The sequence below is a fragment of the Paenibacillus harenae genome (assembly GCF_030812415.1).
GTDB lineage: Bacteria > Bacillota > Bacilli > Paenibacillales > Paenibacillaceae > Pristimantibacillus > Pristimantibacillus harenae_A.
The window spans coordinates 402,271-422,759 of sequence record NZ_JAUSST010000001.1 but is presented as its reverse complement, the minus strand read 5'-3'; the positions used below and the strand labels follow the sequence as shown (position 1 = coordinate 422,759).

23 protein-coding genes and 1 riboswitch are annotated in these 20,489 nt (G+C 51.9%); all 23 genes read left to right on the top strand.

Annotated features, from left to right (window positions below; all coding sequences use genetic code 11):
* The first annotated feature begins 11 nt into the window (after nucleotides 1–11).
* Nucleotides 12–365, top strand: a complete 354-nt coding sequence (spoIIAA, locus tag J2T14_RS01980) for an anti-sigma F factor antagonist (protein WP_307201721.1) — start codon at nucleotides 12–14, stop codon at nucleotides 363–365.
* Nucleotides 362–808: an anti-sigma F factor gene (spoIIAB, locus tag J2T14_RS01975; protein WP_307201719.1), complete on the top strand. Its 447-nt coding sequence runs from the start codon at nucleotides 362–364 to the stop codon at nucleotides 806–808. Before spoIIAA ends, spoIIAB begins: the two co-directional genes overlap by 4 nt.
* 19 nt (nucleotides 809–827) lie before the next feature.
* A complete protein-coding gene (gene sigF / locus J2T14_RS01970; protein WP_307201716.1) occupies nucleotides 828–1,583 on the top strand; it encodes an RNA polymerase sporulation sigma factor SigF in 756 nt (251 codons plus the stop codon).
* Between the two features lie 115 nt (nucleotides 1,584–1,698).
* A complete protein-coding gene (locus J2T14_RS01965) occupies nucleotides 1,699–2,349 on the top strand; it encodes a stage V sporulation protein AA (RefSeq protein WP_307467246.1) in 651 nt (216 codons plus the stop codon).
* On the top strand, nucleotides 2,342–2,770 hold the full coding sequence (locus J2T14_RS01960) for a stage V sporulation protein AB (protein ID WP_307467245.1): 429 nt from the start codon (nucleotides 2,342–2,344) through the stop codon (nucleotides 2,768–2,770). The genes J2T14_RS01965 and J2T14_RS01960 overlap by 8 nt, the downstream gene beginning before the upstream one ends.
* A gap of 33 nt (nucleotides 2,771–2,803) precedes the next feature.
* Nucleotides 2,804–4,465: a spore germination protein gene (locus J2T14_RS01955; protein ID WP_307467244.1), complete on the top strand. Its 1,662-nt coding sequence runs from the start codon at nucleotides 2,804–2,806 to the stop codon at nucleotides 4,463–4,465.
* Between the two features lie 130 nt (nucleotides 4,466–4,595).
* On the top strand, nucleotides 4,596–5,927 hold the full coding sequence (lysA, locus tag J2T14_RS01950) for a diaminopimelate decarboxylase (RefSeq protein ID WP_307467241.1): 1,332 nt from the start codon (nucleotides 4,596–4,598) through the stop codon (nucleotides 5,925–5,927).
* Nucleotides 5,928–5,981: 54 nt separating this feature from the next.
* Complete coding sequence (locus tag J2T14_RS01945) at nucleotides 5,982–6,413, top strand: peptidylprolyl isomerase (RefSeq protein WP_307201704.1); 432 nt, start codon at nucleotides 5,982–5,984, stop codon at nucleotides 6,411–6,413.
* Between the two features lie 221 nt (nucleotides 6,414–6,634).
* Nucleotides 6,635–6,847: riboswitch (FMN riboswitch) on the top strand.
* Between the two features lie 282 nt (nucleotides 6,848–7,129).
* A complete protein-coding gene (gene ribD, locus J2T14_RS01940) occupies nucleotides 7,130–8,242 on the top strand; it encodes a bifunctional diaminohydroxyphosphoribosylaminopyrimidine deaminase/5-amino-6-(5-phosphoribosylamino)uracil reductase RibD (protein WP_307467239.1) in 1,113 nt (370 codons plus the stop codon).
* A 40-nt stretch (nucleotides 8,243–8,282) separates the two neighbouring features.
* A complete protein-coding gene (gene ribE / locus J2T14_RS01935) occupies nucleotides 8,283–8,942 on the top strand; it encodes a riboflavin synthase (RefSeq protein WP_307467236.1) in 660 nt (219 codons plus the stop codon).
* 57 nt (nucleotides 8,943–8,999) lie between these two features.
* Nucleotides 9,000–10,265 (top strand): bifunctional 3,4-dihydroxy-2-butanone-4-phosphate synthase/GTP cyclohydrolase II, encoded by a 1,266-nt coding sequence (locus tag J2T14_RS01930; RefSeq protein ID WP_307467234.1) that lies wholly within the window; start codon nucleotides 9,000–9,002, stop codon nucleotides 10,263–10,265.
* Nucleotides 10,266–10,328: 63 nt separating this feature from the next.
* The gene (gene ribH / locus J2T14_RS01925) at nucleotides 10,329–10,799 is read left to right on the top strand and encodes a 6,7-dimethyl-8-ribityllumazine synthase (RefSeq protein WP_307201696.1); all 471 of its coding nucleotides are present in this window, start codon (nucleotides 10,329–10,331) and stop codon (nucleotides 10,797–10,799) included.
* Between the two features lie 33 nt (nucleotides 10,800–10,832).
* A complete protein-coding gene (locus tag J2T14_RS01920; RefSeq protein WP_307201694.1) occupies nucleotides 10,833–11,612 on the top strand; it encodes a segregation and condensation protein A in 780 nt (259 codons plus the stop codon).
* A complete protein-coding gene (gene scpB, locus J2T14_RS01915) occupies nucleotides 11,581–12,183 on the top strand; it encodes an SMC-Scp complex subunit ScpB (RefSeq protein WP_307201692.1) in 603 nt (200 codons plus the stop codon). Before J2T14_RS01920 ends, scpB begins: the two co-directional genes overlap by 32 nt.
* 58 nt (nucleotides 12,184–12,241) lie before the next feature.
* Nucleotides 12,242–12,943, top strand: coding sequence for a DUF2953 domain-containing protein (locus tag J2T14_RS01910; RefSeq protein WP_307467231.1), 702 nt, complete (start codon nucleotides 12,242–12,244; stop codon nucleotides 12,941–12,943).
* A 182-nt stretch (nucleotides 12,944–13,125) separates the two neighbouring features.
* Nucleotides 13,126–13,611, top strand: coding sequence for a GerW family sporulation protein (gene ytfJ, locus J2T14_RS01905; protein ID WP_307467228.1), 486 nt, complete (start codon nucleotides 13,126–13,128; stop codon nucleotides 13,609–13,611).
* A gap of 148 nt (nucleotides 13,612–13,759) precedes the next feature.
* Nucleotides 13,760–14,842, top strand: coding sequence for a D-alanyl-D-alanine carboxypeptidase family protein (locus J2T14_RS01900; protein ID WP_307467225.1), 1,083 nt, complete (start codon nucleotides 13,760–13,762; stop codon nucleotides 14,840–14,842).
* 56 nt (nucleotides 14,843–14,898) lie between these two features.
* Entirely contained in the window at nucleotides 14,899–15,570 is a 672-nt protein-coding gene (locus J2T14_RS01895) for a nucleoside recognition domain-containing protein (protein WP_307467224.1), read from the top strand.
* Nucleotides 15,563–16,099 (top strand): spore maturation protein, encoded by a 537-nt coding sequence (locus tag J2T14_RS01890; protein ID WP_307201683.1) that lies wholly within the window; start codon nucleotides 15,563–15,565, stop codon nucleotides 16,097–16,099. Before J2T14_RS01895 ends, J2T14_RS01890 begins: the two co-directional genes overlap by 8 nt.
* Before the next feature lie 55 nt (nucleotides 16,100–16,154).
* Nucleotides 16,155–16,898: a pseudouridine synthase gene (locus J2T14_RS01885; RefSeq protein WP_307467222.1), complete on the top strand. Its 744-nt coding sequence runs from the start codon at nucleotides 16,155–16,157 to the stop codon at nucleotides 16,896–16,898.
* 95 nt (nucleotides 16,899–16,993) lie between these two features.
* A complete protein-coding gene (locus J2T14_RS01880; protein WP_307467221.1) occupies nucleotides 16,994–17,524 on the top strand; it encodes a redoxin domain-containing protein in 531 nt (176 codons plus the stop codon).
* An 11-nt stretch (nucleotides 17,525–17,535) separates the two neighbouring features.
* The gene (gene resB, locus J2T14_RS01875; RefSeq protein WP_307467219.1) at nucleotides 17,536–19,206 is read left to right on the top strand and encodes a cytochrome c biogenesis protein ResB; all 1,671 of its coding nucleotides are present in this window, start codon (nucleotides 17,536–17,538) and stop codon (nucleotides 19,204–19,206) included.
* The gene (ccsA, locus tag J2T14_RS01870) at nucleotides 19,203–20,462 is read left to right on the top strand and encodes a cytochrome c biogenesis protein CcsA (RefSeq protein ID WP_307467217.1); all 1,260 of its coding nucleotides are present in this window, start codon (nucleotides 19,203–19,205) and stop codon (nucleotides 20,460–20,462) included. The genes resB and ccsA overlap by 4 nt, the downstream gene beginning before the upstream one ends.
* The last annotated feature ends 27 nt before the right edge of the window (nucleotides 20,463–20,489 follow it).

Sequence of the window (20,489 nt, the reverse complement as noted above, 5' to 3'; positions counted from 1 at the left end):
TGAGCAGCTTAATGAGTCTGCAAGCAGAGTTGGAGCATTACCGCAATATGCTGATCGTACGTCTTCGGGGCGAGCTTGACCATCATACGGCTGACGTCGTGCGCTTCAAGATGGAGGAAGCAATAGCCCGGGGAAAGACGGATCACGTCATTCTAAGCTTGAAGGAGCTGCAATTTATGGACAGTTCCGGTCTTGGCGTCATCTTGGGCAGGTACAAGCAGGTGAAGAGCCGGGGCGGCAAGATGGTCGTATGCGACGTCAACCCGAATGTGCAGCGGCTGTTCGAGTTGTCTGGCATATTCAAAATAATAACGATGCACGACAATGAACGTACCGCAATTACCAGTTTGGAGGTGGTGTCATGACTGGAACGAATGAAATGACGCTTTCCTTTAGCGCAAAGTCGGAGAACGAAGCTTTCGCGCGCGTTGCGGTGGCGGCCTTCGTGTCGCAGCTCGACCCGACGCTGGACGAGCTGAACGATCTGAAGACAGCCGTCTCCGAAGCGGTAACGAATGCGATTATTCACGGTTACGAGAGCGATCCGTCATGTCAAGTGACGATTGAAGCAACGATTGAAGGCGACTCCGTCTCCATTACCGTTACGGATAACGGTCATGGCATTGAAGATCTGGAGCTGGCAAGACAGCCGCTGTATACATCCAAGCCGGAGCTTGAGCGCTCGGGAATGGGATTCACGATCATGGAAAACTTTATGGACCGCTTCGAGGTTTCCAGCACGTCAGGCGGCGGAACCCGCGTTGCGATGCAGAAGCGAATCGAATCGAAAAAAGCGCTCTACAACTAGGGCATAGGGGTTGAACCTCATGGAAGTCGATTTGAAACATACAGCCCAGCCATACTTGGATGATGCAGAGGTTAAACGGCTCATCGCATTAAGCCAGTCGGGCGATACAGTTGCAAGAGATACGCTGGTCAGTTGCAATATAAGGCTTGTTTGGTCGGTTGTTCAACGGTTCATCAATCGCGGGTATGAACCGGAGGATCTGTTCCAGATCGGCTGCATCGGCCTGCTGAAGTCGGTCGATAAGTTCGATCTGTCCTACGACGTCAAGTTCTCGACGTACGCCGTGCCGATGATTATCGGCGAGATACAGCGGTTTTTAAGGGATGACGGGACGCTTAAGGTAAGCAGATCGCTTAAGGAGACGGCCAACAAGGTTCGGAAGATGAAGGATGAGCTGTCCAAGACGCTTGGCCGTCTGCCGACCATCAGCGAAGTCGCGGAGAGGCTCGGCATTACGCCGGAGGAAGTCGTGTTCGCCCAGGAGGCGAATAAGCCTCCGACGTCGATTCACGAGACCGTGTTCGAGAATGACGGCGATCCCATTACGCTCATGGATCAGATCGCGGACGAATCGCAAGATCGATGGTTCGATAAGCTTGCGCTTGTCGAGGCGATTGAAGGTCTTAGCGAGCGAGAGCGGCTCATCGTCTACCTTCGCTATTACCGGGACAAGACGCAATCCGAGGTCGCAAGCCGGCTCGGCATATCGCAAGTCCAAGTATCGCGCTTGGAGAAAAAAATATTGCAGTCCATCCGAGACCAGATCGCCCAATAGGGCGAACTGGTTTTTTTCCGTTTATTACCTACTTAAGCATGAGTATCCGAAACGGCCTTATCTCATACTAAAAGGGAAACAAAATCCAAGGAATCGTCGGAAGGGAAGATGACAGATGGAAGCAAATAAGCCTTCGCTCCTCTATCTGCGTCTCAAGAAACGAATATATATGCGCCCGGAGCAACGTCTCACGCTAGGCCAAGCGGCCCGGCTGCTGGCGGCGGACGCGGAGACGGAGCAGAAGCTTAAGCAGCTCGTGCTGTACGAGCATAGGAAAGCAGACGGCAATCGGGTCGTCATCGATTTGCTGCAGATCGTGAAGGCGATCCGGGAAGCCTTTCCCGGGTTGTCGGTGGAGGCATACGGCGATCCGCAAGTGCTCGTCATGGTCGCGGAGAAACCGGTGAAACCGCGCATATTCGTTCTCGTGCTTTCATGGCTGCTGCTCTTCTTCGGCGCGGGGCTTGCAATAATGAATTTCCACACCGATGTCAGCATGAAGGAGGTACATACCCGCATTGTCGAGCTCATCAGCGGCAAGCAAATCGAGCACCCGCTCTGGTTCCAAATTCCTTATTCGCTCGGCATTGGGCTCGGGATGGTTCTGTTCTTCAACCATTTATTCCGCAAAAGGTTCAACGAAGAACCGAATCCTCTGGAAGTCGAACTCTATATGTACCAGGAAAACGTGAACGCCTACGTTATCGCAGACGAAATGCGCAGGAAGTCGGATTACGATCAAACGCGGGGCGGCAGCGATGGCTGATGCGCTTGCGAACGTGTTTATCGGCTTGCTTGGATTGGCGGGAGGGCTGGCGGTCGGAAGCGGCCTCGTTGCGCTGCTGATCGTCATTGACCTTATTCCGAGGCTTGCGCAGCTTGCGAACGCCTACCGAATGTCTTTCGTGTTCGAAACGGCGGTCATAAGCGGGGCGATGTATTGGACTTTCGCCGACTTCATGGATTGGGAGTTGGGCTGGCATCCCTTAATTATCATTAGCGGCGCCGGCTTGTTCGACGGACTGTTCGTGGGCATGCTGGCCGCTGCGCTGACGGAGGTTATGAACGTTCTTCCGATCATGGCCAAAAGAATGAATTTATCCGACTATATGGTCGCTCTCGTGATGGCAATGGTGCTTGGCAAAACGTTAGGCTCGTTGTTCGATTGGCTAGTATTTCAATGGTAATCTTTAAACTAAATGTCGAAGAGGTGAGCATGCATGCCGGATATGCGTTCGGAGCATCAGGGCGGCGAGGGAACAGGCGGGGAAGACGCGGTGCATCATGGCGAATCGTCCATGCCTAATGAACAGAAGCAAGAGGAGTCTCGTCATGGAAGCGGAGATGCGGAGAAATCGGGTTTTTCGCAGATGGGCAATCGTATTCATGAAGTATCATCGGGGTCGAACGATAAGAACAAGGAGAATCCGATACCTGAAAGGCTGGATGATGTTCTGTCGCGGCTGGAGAACGAGATTGGATACAAGACGAGCTTCGACGTCGTTGTACGCGAGATGACCTTTGGTGAGCGGAGAACAGCCATCCTGTTCATGAACGGACTTGTGAAGGATACGCTGTTAACCGAAGTGTTGAAGAGACTGACTTACTTGCATCCAGATGATTTGACGGGTGATGCTCTGTATGCCTTTCTGAATATGTACGTGCCTGCCGCGCAAGTCGTCAAGCAGCCGGATTGGAATGAGATGCTGACCTGCGTCATGTCAGGAGCGACGGCGCTGTTTATCGATAATGAGCCTGCTTCGCTAATTATCGACGCGAAGAACTTCCCGTCGCGCGGCCCTGAGGAGCCGTCGCTCGAGAAAGTCGTCCGCGGCTCAAGAGACGGCTTCGTCGAAACGCTTATGACGAATGTCTCGCTCGTTCGCAGGAGGCTTCGCGACCCGCAATTGCGCTACGAGATCATCCAGATTGGCGAGCGTACGAAAACGGATGTGTGCATCGCCTATATTGCCGATTTGGCCGATCCGAAGCTTGTGAAGTCGATCAAAGATAAGTTTTCGATGGTGAAGCTGGACGGTCTGCCGCTAGCGGACAAGCAGTTGGAGGAAGCAACCGTCAAGCGAGGCTGGAATCCGTTCCCGCTCGTTCGTTATTCGGAGCGGCCCGATACGGTATCGGCCCATTTGCTTGAAGGTGCCGTCGCCGTCTTCGTCGATACATCGCCATGCGTAATGACGCTGCCGACGACATACTCCGACCTCATGCAGCATGCGGAGGAGAATCGTCAGACGCCGTTCATCGGGACCTACTTGCGATGGGTTCGATTCATTGGCATCTTCGCCTCCTTGTTTCTGCTGCCGATATGGCTGCTGTTCGTTTTGCACCCCGAGATTAAGCCGACGGCGCTTGCGTTTATCGGACCGACAAAAACAGGTCATCTTCCGCTCATTGTCCAGTTCTTGCTAGCGGAGATCGGCGTCGATCTGATGCGAATGGCATCCGTTCATACGCCAACATCGCTTGCGACGGCCATGTCGCTCGTTGCGGCTATTCTGATCGGCGATATTGCCGTACAGACTGGCCTGTTCGTCAACGAGGTGATCCTCTATATGGCTGTTGCTGCCATCGGCATGTTCGCGACGCCAAACTATGAGCTTGGGCTTGCCAATCGGATCGTGAGGCTGGTGTTGATTATATCCGTCGCTGCTTTCAGCGTACCGGGCTTCGTAATCGCCACGACTGCGATCCTTATGATGCTAACCCTTGAGCGTTCGTTCAATCGCCCGTATATGTGGCCTTTCATTCCGTTCGATATGCGGGCGTTATGGGGAATTATCATTCGTCAACCTGTGCTCCATAATCGGACGCGACCGAATCTATTGCGTCCGCAGCAGCGGGACAAGATGCCGAGTACGGAGTAGTTTCACAAAGAATGCAAATGAAATGTGAAATTATCCATTTCGGCAGCGGTTAGTTTGCGATATACTGATGCTATAGATGCAAATTAACCGTTCTATCTGTCCGCAGATAGAGGAAAGTCGAGGGAAAACTATGTACTTGCATGGAACCAGCACTATTAACAATAACGGTCATTTGGAAATCGGCGGCTGCGACGTAACCGACCTAGCTAATAAATTCGGCACGCCTCTCTATATTGTGGACGAGGCACTCGTGCGCCAACGCGCAAAGGAATATGTCGAAGCGTTCAAAGCTTCCGGTTTGAAGTTCCAAGTCGCTTACGCAAGCAAAGCGTTCAGCGTAATGGCGATGTGCGCAATCGCCGAGCAGGAAGGCTTGTCTCTTGACGTCGTATCCGACGGAGAACTGTATACGGCTCTGCAAGCAGGCTTCCCGGTGGAACGCATTCACTTCCACGGCAACAACAAGACGCCTGAAGAAATCAACATGGCGCTTGACGCAGGCATCGGCTGCTTCGTAGTCGACAACTTTATTGAATTGCACCTTCTGAACGCGCTTGCTGCGGACAAAGGCAAGAAAGTGAACATTTTGCTCCGTATTACGCCGGGCGTTGAAGCGCATACGCATGACTACATTTCGACAGGCCAACAAGATTCGAAGTTCGGCTTCGACCTTGGCAACGGCGCAGCGAAGCAAGCGATTGAACAAGCAATCGCATTGCCGAACCTTGAGGTGCTGGGCGTTCATTCCCACATCGGTTCGCAAATTTTCGAAGTGGAAGGATTCCGCATGGCCGTTGACAAAGTAGCTGACTTTGCCGTTGCGATTCGCTCCGAGCTTGGACTTACGTTCAAAGTGATCAACCTTGGCGGCGGCTTCGGCATCCGTTATGTGGAAGGCGATACGCCGCTTCCGATTAGCGAATACGTTGGCGCGATAACTGGCGCTATCAAAGCGAAGTTCACCGAAGCGGAATTCCCGCTGCCCGAGATTTGGGTCGAGCCGGGCCGCAGCATGGTTGGCGACGCGGGCACCACGCTTTACACGGTAGGCACGAGCAAGCACATTCCGGGCGTTCGCAAATATATCGCCGTCGACGGCGGCATGACGGACAACCCTCGCCCAGCGCTCTACCAATCGCAATATGAAGCCATCTTGGCGAACCGTGCGAACGACGTTAAGGAAGAGACGGTTTCTATCGCGGGCAAATGCTGCGAGAGCGGCGACATGCTCATTTGGGATCTGGAGCTTCCTAAGGCGGAGAGCGGCGATCTGCTGGCCGTATTCTGCACAGGTGCTTATAACTATGCGATGGCAAGCAACTATAACCGTATACGTCGTCCGGCTGTCGTATTCGTGAAAGACGGCGAGGCCGATCTTGCGGTTAAGCGCGAATCGCTCGATAATATTGTATGCAACGACGTTATTCCGGCAAGACTGCAAAAATCAACGCTTGCGAAATAAGCTTGAAATTGGTAACGTAAGAGTATTCGTTGAAAAAGAGAGGTAGATGCAGCAATGGCTAAACAAGCAAAAATCAAGCTGGCAAGCGGCGGAGAAGTCCACTTGGATTTGTTCGACCAAGAAGCTCCCAATACAGTAGCAAACTTCGAGAAGCTTGCGAACGAAGGGTTCTATAACGGTCTTACGTTCCACCGCGTTATTCCTGGTTTCGTCGCGCAAGGCGGATGCCCTAACGGCACTGGCGCAGGCGGCCCTGGTTACACGATCAACTGCGAGATCAACCCGAACAAGCATGAGCGCGGCACGCTCGCTATGGCGCATGCCGGCCGTAATACGGGCGGCAGCCAGTTCTACATCTGCTACCAACCGCAGCCGCATCTTGACGGCGGACATACGGTATTCGGCAAAGTAACGAAAGGCATGGAGTTTGTTGACGCGCTTAAAGGCGGAGACAAAATGGAGAAAGTCGAAGTTACTGCTGTTTAACAACCATAATCCAAGAAAGCCGCCGTAATTCTCAAATATTGGGAATTACGGCTGTTTTTTATTTTGTTAGTCAACTATAATAGGACTATTCGATATCTATCATTTGTTCCAAGTTAAGCAAGCAACTTAGACGGATTACTTGCTTTTTTGTTGGGCAAGTGGTAATATTTCTTCAGTGTATAAAGGAATAACTAATCACTATTCATAAATTAATTTTTGCAGCTTTCCTTCGGGGCAGGGTGAAATTCCCAACCGGCGGTGATCGAGCGACGCATACAGGAGCGGATAACCGCACTGCTTAGCGCAACTCGTTAGTCCGTGACCCGGTTCGAATCGAATGGTTGACGCGATAAACGCATGAACCTTCTTTACGAAGCGGTGGACCTGGTGTAATTCCGGGACCGACAGTATAGTCTGGATGGGAGAAGGAGATGCTTGCGACAGCTATGTTATTCATGCTTATTGGCTTGTGCTAACTTTCACAAGCTCGATAGGTTTGTTTCAATAGCGCTAGTATGGACCGTTAACCGCTGCATAAGCGGTTTATTTCGAACGGAGTTCCGGCTAAGCTTATTTCATTTCATCGCTTAACGACGGTGAATGTAATTAGCTTTGCTTTCTGTTCTCGATTATACGGTTTTGTCGCAATGGTTATCTTCCGTTTCAAACATCACCTCCGAGGCGTAAAGCATGCCGATGGAGGTGTTTTTGCGTTCATGGACGTATTGAATGATGAGTATTATATGCGGCTTGCGCTTACAATGGCGGCCAAAGCATCAGGCCAGACCGGCATTAATCCGGTTGTCGGCTGCGTCGTCGTCAAGGAAGGCCGAATTCTCGGCATTGGCACGCATCTGAAGCGGGGCACGGGGCATGCGGAAGTTCACGCTCTCCAGATGGCCGGCGGTGAAGCGGAAGGCGCTACGGTGTACGTGACGCTGGAACCATGCAGCCACTTCGGCAAGACGCCGCCATGCTGCGAGCGGATTATCGATGCTAAGGCATCGAGGGTCGTTGTAGCCAGCGGCGATCCGAATCCGCAAGTGGCCGGCAGAGGCATCTCGCGTCTGCGAGAAGCGGGTATCGAGGTAACCGTGGGCTTGCTTGAAGCCGAGTCTCAGCTTATGAACGAGAAGTTCAACAAGTACATTACGTCGAAGCTTCCGTTCGTTACGCTTAAGACGGCGAGCACGCTGGACGGCAAGATCGCATCAAAGACCGGCGACAGCCGCTGGGTTACGGGAGCGGCGGCGCGCGAGCAGGTACATACGCTTCGCCATCAGCATGAAGCGATTATGGTCGGTATCGGAACGGTGCTGGCTGACGATCCTTCGCTGACTACGCGCGCTTCCGTACCGGCGATTCATCCGACGCGCATTATCGTAGACTCGGAACTGCGGGTTCCGCCGGGTGCGAAGGTCGTAACGGATCGGACCGTACGAACGATCGTGCTTACGACGGAGAGGGCGGATGCCGATAAAAGGCAAACGCTGACGGATGCAGGCGTCGAAATCGTCATAAGCGGTAACGGCGGCAAAGTCGATCTACGCGAGGCAATGAAGAAGCTGGGCGCGCTGGAGATCGGTTCGATTTTGCTGGAAGGCGGCGGTGCACTGAACGGCGCGATGCTGGAAGCGGGTCTCATCGATAAAATCATTTTGTATTACGCGGCGAAAATTATTGGCGGCGCTGCTGCGCCGGGAACGTTCACGTTCGAAGGCTTCGAGAAAATGGCGGATGCGATAGAGCTTGAGCGCGTGTCCGTAGAGATGGCGGGAGAGGACATCTGCGTATCCGGCTATCCCGTATATACAAGTTCATTGGGGTAAGGAAACTTAAAATCTCAATGAAATCGAGGGGAGGGTTAAGATGTTCACCGGATTAATAGAGGAAGTAGGCAAGATGAAGGGCGTTAAGAAGCAAGGGGAAGCGATGCGGTTATCGATTGGGGCAACTCTCGTTCTACAAGGTGTTCGGATTGGAGACAGCATCTCGGTCAACGGAGTTTGCTTGACGGTTACCGATTACGACAGCGGCTCATTTGCCGCCGACGTTATGCCCGAGACGTTCAGACGGTCGACGCTTCATGCGCTGCGTTCAGGCGAGCCGGTCAACTTGGAGCGGGCAATGCAAGCGGGAGCGCGCTTCGGCGGACACATCGTGCAAGGACATATCGACGGCACGGGCAAAATCATCGGACGCGAAGCGGATGCGAATGCTGTCGTGTTCCGCATCAGGCTGGATGACCCGGCATCGCTAAGGTACGTCATACCGAAAGGCTCGATTACGATCGACGGCATTAGCCTGACGGTCGTTGATACCACCGCCCAGACATTCGCGGTATCGATCATTCCGCATACGCTTGGCGAGACGGCATTTCTTAACAAGAAGCCAGGGGAATCGGTCAATATCGAATGCGACGTCATTGGGAAGTACGTCGACCACCTGCTGCACTTCAAGCAGCCGGAGAGCGAAGCGCCGAAGTCTCAGCTATCCACGGCATTTTTGCTGGAGAACGGTTTTCTCTAAGTCATAAAGCTCAAATAGAGTATGAAAATTCAATTGGGTATATCCGGGGAGGGAAGCATGATGGCAAATACGAATGCAAACGCGAGCTCGTACGGCAGTACGCATCCGTTCGATACCATAGAAGAAGCGCTTGAGGATTTGAAACTCGGCAAAGCGATCATCGTTGTCGATGACGAGGACCGGGAGAATGAAGGCGACTTGATCGCCTTGGCGGATAAGGCTACGCCGGAAGTCATCAACTTCATGATTACGGAAGCGCGGGGACTTGTGTGCGTTCCGATTACGCCGGAGAGAGCCGAGGAATTAGAGCTGCCGCCGATGGTGACGCATAACACCGATTACCATGGAACGGCGTTCACCGTATCCGTCGACCATGCGTCGACGACAACGGGCATCTCGGCTTATGAACGCTCGCTATCTGTCCGGGCGCTTATCGATCCGACTGCGAAGGCAGCGGACTTCCGCCGGCCTGGACATATATTCCCGCTCATCGCGAAGCCGGGCGGCGTGCTGCGCAGAGCCGGTCATACCGAGGCGGCGATCGATTTGGCGATTATGTGCGGCTCGAAGCCGGCCGGCGTCATCTGCGAAGTGATCAATGAAGACGGTACGATGGCCCGTCTGCCGGATTTGACGATTTTCAAAGAGAAGCATGGTCTTAAGCTTATTACGATCCAGGAGCTTATCCGCTATCGGAACGAGAAGGAGAAGCTCGTCGAGCGAATCGTGGACGTGAATATGCCGACCGACTTCGGTACGTTCCGCGCTATCGCTTATACGAACATAATGGATAACAAGGAGCATGTTGCGCTGGTGAAGGGCGAGATCGATACCGAGCAGCCTACGCTCGTTCGGGTACATTCCGAGTGCTTAACCGGCGACGTGTTCCACTCCCATCGCTGCGACTGCGGTCCTCAGCTTGAAGCAGCGCTCCGTCAAATCGACGAGGCCGGCGGAGGCGTACTGCTCTATATGCGTCAAGAAGGCAGAGGCATAGGTTTAATTAATAAACTGAAGGCCTATGCGCTTCAAGAAGAAGGGTTGGATACGGTCGATGCGAATTTAAAGCTTGGCTTTCCTGCCGATTTGCGAGATTATGGTATAGGCGCGCAAATATTGAAGGATCTCGGGATTTCGAAGATGAAGCTGCTGACGAACAATCCGCGTAAGATCAAGGGGCTTGAAGGCTACGGGATCGAAGTCGTCGAACGCGTTCCGATTCAAATGGAAGCGAACGAAAGCAACAGTAAATATTTACGCACGAAAAAAACGAAGCTAGGCCATATGCTCAAATTCGATGAGCAGGAGCCGCAGCAGCAGTAATAGCTCTAGAATCGCTATAGAATCAAACCTAAAAACTATTCAGGACGAGAGGAAGATGGTAAAATGGCACGTATATATGAAGGACGTTTAGTATCGGAAGGTTTAAAATACGGGGTTGTCGTCGGACGTTTCAACGAATTTATTTCCAGCAAATTGCTTGGCGGCGCGCTTGATGCATTCAAACGTCACGGCGCAGGCGAAGACGATGTTGAAATCGCATGGGTACCGGGAGCATTTGAAATTCCGCTCATCGCGCAGAAGATGGCCGAGAGCGGCAAATACGATGCGGTTATTACGCTTGGCGCCGTTATTCGCGGATCAACTCCGCATTTTGATTATGTGTGCAACGAGGCTGCCAAAGGCGTAGCGGCAATAGCGCTCAAAACTGGCGTGCCGACGATTTTCGGCGTGTTGACGGTCGATTCGATCGAGCAAGCGATTGAGCGTGCGGGTACGAAAGCAGGCAACAAAGGTTACGAAGCGGCTGCCAGCGCAATCGAAATGGCTAATTTGACGAAACAGCTGCAGGGTTAATATCCCCTAGCGGCAACGCGGGAGGAAATACGAGTGTCGGTGCTTTACAAGCTGGATTCTTTTGAAGGGCCGCTTGATCTTTTGCTCCATCTGATCGACAAATCCGAGATCGACATCCATGAGGTGTCGATCAGCGAGATAACCGATCAATATATGGAATATTTGCATGCGATGAAGGAACTGGAGCTTGAGGTTACGAGCGAGTTCCTTGTCATGGCGGCAACCCTTCTGGCGATAAAAAGCAAGCAGCTTCTGCCTAAGCCTCCGGTGTTCGAGGAGGAATACGACGAGTGGCAGGACGACGGCCTTGATCCTCGCGACGAGCTCATTCAGAAGCTCGTCGAATATCGTAAATTCAAGCAAATAGCCGAGCAGCTGCGGGAGAAGGAATTCGAACGCAGCCTCGTTTATTCGCGCGAGCCTGACGATCTGACCCCTTATATGAAAGAAGAGAAGGTCAATCCGGTTGAAGGCTTGCACCTATCCGATCTAGTTGCGGCATTCCAGAAGGCGCTGCGCAGGGCGGCAAGGAGAAATGTGATTGCGACGGTACAACGCGACGAAATATCGGTCAAGGACCGGATCCGCGATATTGTCGTGGTACTGAAGCAATACGAGACCGTCCGATTCTCGAAACTTATTCGGGAAAATATGGACAGGCACGAGGTTGTCGTCACTTTCCTCGCTATACTGGAGTTGATGAAGATGAAGCATATTCGCTGCTTCCAGCATCAGCTGTTCGACGACATCGTTATACATTGGAGAGGAGAATCTTCGCAAGATGGATTATCCGAAATTGAAGTCGATTATTGAAGGCTTGCTGTTCATGGCCGGAGATGAAGGCTTGACCAAAAAGCAGCTCGCGGACATATTGGAAATCGATACCGATTTGTCTGCCGATCTCGTTTACGACTTGCAGCGGGATTTGGAGCGCGAGATGCGCGGCGTGCAGATTGCGGAAGTTGCCGGCTCTTACCGGTTGACGACGCATCCGGAGCATGCGCCATACTTTGAGCGAATGGCTTATTCGCCTTCACGCTCGCAACTGTCGCAAGCCGCCCTAGAGACGTTGTCCATCGTTGCCTATCGCCAGCCGATCACGAGGATCGATATCGAGGAAATTCGCGGCGTGAAGACGGAACGGGCGATTAGCTCGCTCGTGTCGAAAGACCTGATCGAGGAAGTAGGCAGAGCCGAAGCGATCGGGCGTCCTATTTTGTACGGAACGACGAAATTATTTTTAGAATACTTTGGATTGCCTTCAATCAAGGACTTGCCGGAACCGGGACACGTGAGCGTCGATGACGCGCTTGAGGAAACGACGCAGTTGTTATTCGAGCGGCTAGACGGCAGGCAGATGACAATCGATGAAATAAAGGAATGAGATTTGACCGCCGGGTCATACTATATTCAACCTTAATTAGGGAAACGGAGGAAGCAACATGCCCCTTTATCCTTTCGGTTGGATGACGGCGGCCGGTCTCTTTTTTTTGTTCATTTTTTCGATTGTCATCGCATCGCCCGTTGTCGTTAACGGACATTTTGCGAAATCGGGAAATAATGACGACGCCGAAATCGCCATCAAAGTGTTGTTCGGTTTGTATCGCTTCCGCGTGAAAGTACCGGTCATCAAGTTTTTAGGCGATTCGGTTCAATTAAAGGAGCAAGTGTCATCCACGAAAACCGGCATTAACACATGGAAACAGTTTAATGAAGAGATAAATGCAGACGACGTTGAACGAATAATCGATCGATTAAAGGATGTACTGGAGATGACGCGTAATTTGACCGGTTGGGCCAGGCAGACTTTAACGAGGGTCAAAATGACGGAATGGAAATGGGACACATCGGTAGGGACAGGCGATGCCATGTGGACTGCGATGACGACGGGGTTCGTATGGTCGGTCAAGACGGGGGTGATTGGCGTCTTGTCTCAGATGGTTAAGCTAAAGGCGGAGCCTCAGATGGCCGTATCACCGAATTATCAGCAGCCATACTTCTCGACCGAGTGGTCATGCAGCGCCAAGATCAGCTTCGGTCATGCGGTTCTCGCCGGCTTGAAGTTATTCTTCCGCATGCGGAAGGGAAGGCGCAAAAAAGGCGGCGGAGGAAGAACGTGGCAAAACCTTTTGTTCAAAGTTTAATAAAAAAGCAGTTCATCTGAAAGCACAGCCCGTACATAGTCCTTGTCCGCTTTGCGCACAATACAGAAAGCGTAGGCAAGTTCTTATTCATATCGCACCGAGAGTATGCTTTCGGAGTAAGTTTTGTCGTGATGACTTCGCAAGGAAACGTCTTTTCACAAAATTTTTGAGGAGGAGTAACAATGGCAGAGCATCCTATTCAAGGATTAATGCAAACCGCAATGGAAAATATTAAGGAAATGGTCGACGTGAACACAATCGTCGGCGATCCTGTCCAAACCCCGGATGGCAGCATCATTATGCCGATCTCCAAAGTCGGCTTCGGCTTCGTGGCCGGCGGCAGCGACATTCGACTCGACGATGCCGATAAACCGAACGGCACGCAAACGGATGCCCATCACGCTTCGGTATCTCTTCCATTCGGCGGCGGCAGCGGCGGCGGCGTTTCGATTACGCCAATCGCATTCCTCGTTGTAGGTACGCATGGCGTGAAGATCGTACCGCTTGATAATCAAACGCATCTGATGGAGCGCGTCATTGACGCAGCGCCGCATGTGTTCGAAAAAGTTCAGTCGATGATTAGACAGCCGATGCCGCAATCCAATTTTGTCGATCCGGTATCGACGGTCATTACCGGCAGTCCGGACGCGAATGATCACCTCTTATAGTTAATCGAATGAGCGGTGAACAACCGATGATGTGAAAGCTGCCCGAAAGGGCAGTTTTTCATTTTGTTGCCTTAAGCTCGTCTACCCGATTATGTACAAGCATATAATGAATGGACAGAATACTGCAGCGAGAGGAGTATCAATGGGAATGAAAGGGTTCAAGCGGTATAGAATCGCGTTAGCTTCCATGCTTTTGTTAGGGGCGACGATGCTGGCGATTCAGCCTGCAGCAAGCGCGAAGCCGAAGCCGATCGGTACGAATGCAAGAGCGGCCGCGTTAATCGATGTCAGCTCAGGCAGAATTTTATATAGCAGCAACGGCGATCAATCGATGAGAATCGCAAGTTTGACGAAGATCATGACCGCAATCGTGGCCATCGACCATGGCAAGCTGGATGATAAGGTGAAAACAGGAAAACGTGCGGTCGGCAAGGAGGGATCGTCGATCTACCTTCAACTGGGCGAAGAAATGACGCTTGAAAATATGCTGTACGGCTTGATGCTTCGTTCGGGCAATGACGCAGCGACTGCGATTGCCGAGCATGTAGGTGGGTCTGAGGAAGGTTTCGTACATCTCATGAACGAGAAGGCTCGTTTTCTGAATATGAAGCATTCGCAATTCAAAAATCCGCATGGACTCGATGAAGAAGGACATTACTCCTCTGCCAACGATCTTGCCGTACTGACTGCCTATGCGCTCAAAAATAAAACATTTGCCCGAATCGTAGGCACAAGGGAAAAAAAAGTGCCGAACCCGCATGAAAAATGGGATTATACATGGCCAAACAAAAACAAAATGCTTGCCATGTACGAAGGCGCGGACGGAGTCAAAACCGGTTATACTAAAAAATCGCTGCGTTGTCTTGTCAGTTCGGCGACAAGAAACGGTCAGCAGCTCGCTGCTGTTACGATTAACGACAGCGATGATTGGAACGACCACAAAAACTTGCTCGATTGGGGCTATGCCAACTATCCGCTTCAGAAGCTCGCGAGCAAAGGGCAAACGATCGCTGGTTATCCTTTTGCGCTAGGACAAGGCTTCAGCTATCCGTTAGAACTGGACGAGCAAGATTCCATTCATACAAGTCTTGTTCTGATTGATCCGAAGTCGACGGATTATGCGCTTGGCGAACGCGGCTCGCTCAACTGGTATCTGAAAGGGGAAAAGATCGGGTCAACGCCGGTATTTGAGGCGGGAAGCCATCGATTGAAGGATGATGCCGATGAATAATAAATGGAGTTTTGATGTTTAGTACCTAGAGCATAAAACCGAGGGGAGACGGTTATATGGTGAATTGGATTTGGTTGTTCTTTATCGCGGCTAGCGTAGCGGTAGCCGCGATAAACGGCAACATGGACGCGGTTACGCAAGCTGCTTTCGAAGGGGCAAAGTCGGGTGTGACAATAAGCTTCGGCCTCATTAGCATTATGGTATTCTGGCTTGGCATGATGCGCATCGCCGAGGATGCAGGCCTGCTTAAAAAGCTTGCGCGGATGCTGGGTCCGCTTGTACGCAAGCTATTCCCAGACATTCCGCACAACCATCCGGCCATAGGATACATCATGAGCAATTTAAGCGCGAATTTGTTCGGTCTCGGCAATGCCGCGACGCCAATGGGCATCAAAGCCATGCAGGAACTGCAGAAGCTGAATCCGGACCAGACGACCGCAACGCCTGCAATGTGTACGCTGCTTGCCCTCAATACGTCAAGCATTACGTTGGTGCCGACGACGCTTATCGCTATACGGATGAATTACGGCTCGGCTAATCCTGCCGAAATAATCGGAACGACGCTTGCCGCGACATTTGTCGCGACATCGGCGGCCATCGTAGCCGACAGATGGTATAGAAGGAAATCGCCTCCTATGATTCCGCCTCAGACGAATTTAACCAAGCCGCCATCCAATATAAGCTCGTCTACTCCGACGACATCCGGCGGAGGTGAGACGCTTGTATGATTTGTTCTCCAATCTATCCGCATGGATGATACCTGCCATTATCGTATTCATTCCGCTCTATGCGGCACTCCGACGCAAAGTACCCGTCTATGAAACGTTCGTTGAAGGAGCGAAGGACGGCTTCGGGACGGCCATCAACATTATTCCCCACCTTGTCGGAATGATGGTAGCGATCAGCATGTTTCGCGCCTCCGGCGCGATGGAGTTAATGCTGTCGGCTGTTCGTCCTTTATTCGATTGGTTCGGCATTCCAAGCGAGGTACTGCCGCTAGGCATCTTGCGTCCGCTTACGGGTGCAGGATCCCTTGCGTTTACTGCCGATCTCATTCAGACCTACGGACCCGATTCGATGATCGGAAGAATCGCGTCTACGATTCAGGGCAGCACGGATACGACGCTGTATGTGCTGACGGTTTATTTTGGAGCAATAGGCATCCGCCGTACCAAATATGCGCTAAAAGTAGGGCTTTTCTCCGATTTGGTCGGTTTTTTGGCGGCGATTTTCATTTGTCTATACATATTCGGTTAGCACCCGCTTGTACTTTGTTCTTCTAATCGTTATGATGGAGAATGAGGTGAAAGCATTGGAACGTTTACAAAAAATATTAGCGCAAGCGGGTGTCGCATCCCGTCGCAAATGCGAGGAAATGATTTTAGCCGGCATGGTTGAGGTGAACGGCGAGAAAGTAACGACGCTTGGCGTCAAAGCCGACCCTGCGGTCGATTCGATATCGGTTAACGGCAGGCTGATCAAAGGCGAGAAGAAAATTTACGTTATGCTCAATAAGTCGAAGGGCGTCATATCGAGCGCTAAAGATCCGCAAGGCCGCAAGGTCGTCGGTGACTTCCTGCCCGGTATCAAAGAGAGGGTTTATCCTGTCGGACGTCTGGACTACGATACAGAAGGACTTCTTCTGCTTACGAACGACGGCGAGTTCGCCAATATGCTTACGCATCCGAGCCACCATGTTCCGAAGACGTACCATGCAACGGTCAAAGGCGTGCCGCATGGCAGTGCGCTTGAGAAGCTGCAGAAGGGCATTATGCTGGAGGATGGCATGACGGCGCCTGCGGAGGTTGAATATCATGACGTCGATACGGTAAATAACGAAGCGAAAATAACGATTACGATATACGAGGGACGCAATCGGCAAGTACGCAGAATGTTCGAAGCTATCGGACATAAAGTAATCCGCCTGAAACGCATTAAATTCGGAGATCTTTATTTGCAGGATCTGGGCCGCGGCAAATACAGACATCTGACTCCCAAGGAGATCGATGGCCTGCTCGCAGAGGCACGCAAGACACATAAAGTTCATAAAAAGTAAACGACGGCGGCAGTTATTGCCGTCGACTTTTCGTTATAATGGTACTAACGTAGTCAGCTTTCAGCAGAGATCGAAGCAGGTGGTGAGGCAAGCTAATGGGAAAATCCCGCAAAACGGTCCAAATCGTCATTTTGGCTGCCGTACTGATTATAGGCGGATATGCGATCGGTTCGACGTTATTCGCATCGGATTCCGGAGGGGCGCTTAAGGCCGGTTCGGAGCCGCCGCCGTTCACATTGGCCGATTTGAATGGCGGTACGAAAGCCTTGTCGGATTATCAAGGGAAAGCGGTTGTAGTCAACTTCTGGGGAACGTTCTGCCCGCCGTGCGTCAAGGAGATGCCGGAGTTCGAGAGGCAATACGCCAAGTGGAAGGACCAAGGCCTCGTGATATTGGCCATTAATTTAAGCGAAGACACATTGACAGTGAACAACTTTGTTCGCCAATTCGATCTGAACTATCCGATCCTGCGAGACGTTAACCGCAAGACGGAACGCAGCTACGGGCTGCGCTCTTACCCGACGACCTTCTTTATAGGGCCGGACGGCAAAATCATGGAGATCACGGTAGGCGGCATGACGGAGCAAGAGATCGACGATCGGATTGAACGTTTGCTTCAGCTCTAGGGGGATATGCTGTGTTAGTCGTGGAAAACACAAAATGCGAATGCGGCCATCAAAACTCGGTAGGCACGGTATTATGCGAAAGCTGTGGCAAGCCGCTCTTGCCATCAGAAGCCGAAGGTGCGGATACGCCGCTTGAGATGCGTTACGACGGCGTCGCGCGCCGTTCGCAGAAGAGCAACCCGAATGTGATTGACCGGGTTTGGAACTTTTTCTCTTCCGTCAAAATCGCGATTTACTTAATTGTAATTACGTTCCTGACATCGATGTTAGGAACGATTTATCCGCAGGAGAACACGTTCGTCAACAACTTCGAGCCTGCCGTTTATTACGAGGAGACGTATGGCCTACCCGGCAAAATATATTATATGCTGGGCTTGTCCCATACATACGAATCGTGGTGGTTTATCGGACTGCTCGTTATGATCGGCACCTCGCTCGTTATTTGCAGCCTTGACCGCGTGCTGCCGCTCTACCGGGCGCTCAGCAAGCAGCAGATCCGCAAGCATCCGCAGTTCATTCACCGCCAGAAGACGGTGTACAAGCAGACGGTAGAGGGCGATCCCGAGCAATGGGCGGAGCAATTCGGAGCGCAGCTAAAGCGCAAAGGCTACCGTATTCATCGTGACGGAAGTTCGCTGCTTGCGGAGAAAAACAGGTTCAGCCGCTGGGGCCCTTATATTAACCATATTGGTTTGATACTGTTCCTTCTCGCCATACTGGCTCGAAGTCTACCCGGCTTTCAGATGGATTCGTATATTACGATTCCGGACGGCGATACGGTTCAGATTAGCGGAACGAACTATTACGTGAAGAACGAGAAGTTCATCGTTGAATTTTACAAGGACGATGAATTGCCTGAGACGCTGAAGGGCACAGCGCGAGCGAAGTTGTTCAAGACGCAAGCAGTGTTGTACGAATGTACAAGCAATTGCAACGATCCGCTGAAGCAGCCGGAGCTTACGGAAGTGAAACAGCACGACATTATCGTTAACGATCCTTTGAAGTACAAGGGGTTGAAGCTTTACCAGTTCGACTTCGATATGACGCCGCGGCTTAACGCGGTGCATCCGATGCTGATCGACAAGCAGACCGGGAAGTCTTACGGACCGTTTGACCTGCCGATGAAAGATTCGGCGCCGAAGCATGAGCTTGGTCCGTTTACGCTGGAGCTATATGCGAACTTCATGGAGTTCGCGCTTGACAGCAATGGCAAACCGACGACGCTCTCTCGGGACCCGGTCGCACCGGCATTCATCTTTACGGTGAAAGGACCGGGCCTAGCTGCCGAAGGAGAACCTTACATGTATTTCCCGATGCAGAAGGACAAAGTGAAGTTTGCCCAGGATGTCATTAACGGCGCATTGGCGGAGAAGATCGAAATTAAGGTAGAAGGCATGGAGAATGTCGAGTTCTCGGAAGCTTCGACCTATTTGAACGTAAGGATGGATAGAGCGCTTCCTTATGTATGGATCGGCGCGGTATTTTCGATGGTCGGTCTGCTGATGGGTTCTTATTGGCAGCATCGCAGAATATGGCTGCGCATAGATGACGGCGACCTGTCGCTTGGCGCGCATACGAACAAGAACTGGTATGGCATGCGCTCGGATGTTGCCGGGGCGCTCAAAAAAATCGGGATAACCGTCGATCCGAAGGCGCTCGATAACGGAGGGAACAACGCGTGAGTTTAGTCGAATTCAGCAGCGACGTGTTTCTTGTCGCATTTTTTCTTTACTGCTTTGCCTTTATGTTCTACGTCATCGCGGTTGCAGGCAAAAAGTGGAGCAACCGCAAGCCAGCCGATCACGAGAGACGATGGGGCAAAATCGCATTTATTACATCGAGTCTCGGACTTGCGGCCCACTTAGCGTTTTTCTTCACGCGGTGGGCAGGCAGCGGACAAATTCCAACCAGTAATATGTATGAGTTTATGACGTTCCTCGGCATGTCGATTATGATGGCTTATACGATCATTCATGCGATCTACCGCAAGCCGCTGCTAGGCATGTTCGCATTGCCGCTTACCGTCATCATCGTTTCGTATGCGGCGGTTTTCCCAAGCGATGTACAGCCGCTAATTCCGGCATTAACGTCGAACTGGCTTAAGATCCACGTTACGACGGCTGCGCTTGGAGAAGCCTTTTTCGCTGTCGGCTTTGCGGCTGGCCTCATGTACCTATTGCGCGTTGTGGATTTCAAGCAGACGTCGAAGGAAGCTCGCAGATCGCAGTTCTGGGTGGAATTCACGTTATACTCGCTCGTATTGATCGTCGGGTTTATCATTGCCGTATTCGGCTTCCGCGGCGCTGGTTATGAAGCTCATTTCATTCAAGAGAAGTCGGAAATCGACATCAAAGGCATTGAACAGACGACTACGGAGAAGGTTGCTTATGCGCTTCCGCCGATCGTTAAGCCGTACAATAGCCAAACGGTCGAAATGGACAGCTTCCTCGGCATGGAAAAACCGCTGCTCGAAGCGCCTTATTGGATGAACGGCGTTAATGCAGGCAGAAAGCTGAACACGGTAGTATGGTCCGTCATTGCGGGCAGCATTCTATACGGTCTGCTCCGCCTCGCGTTCCGCAAGCGTCTCGGCGCTGTCATCCATCCCGCGATGGAAGGCATCGATCCGGAGGATTTAGACGAAATCAGCTATCGCGCCATCGCGATCGGCTTCCCGATCTTTACGCTTGGCGCGCTCATCTTCGCGATGATATGGGCGGAGAAGGCGTGGGGACGTTTCTGGGGCTGGGATCCGAAGGAAGTATGGGCGCTTATTACTTGGCTTTACTACAGCGCCTACTTGCATTTCCGCCTCTCCCGCGGTTGGCAGGGACTTCGTTCTTCCTGGCTGGCGGTTATCGGATTTGTTATCGTACTGTTTACGTTGATCGGCGTCAACTTGATTATCGCCGGTCTGCATTCATACTCGGGAGCTTAACACAAGAATGGAGAGGAGTAATGCCGT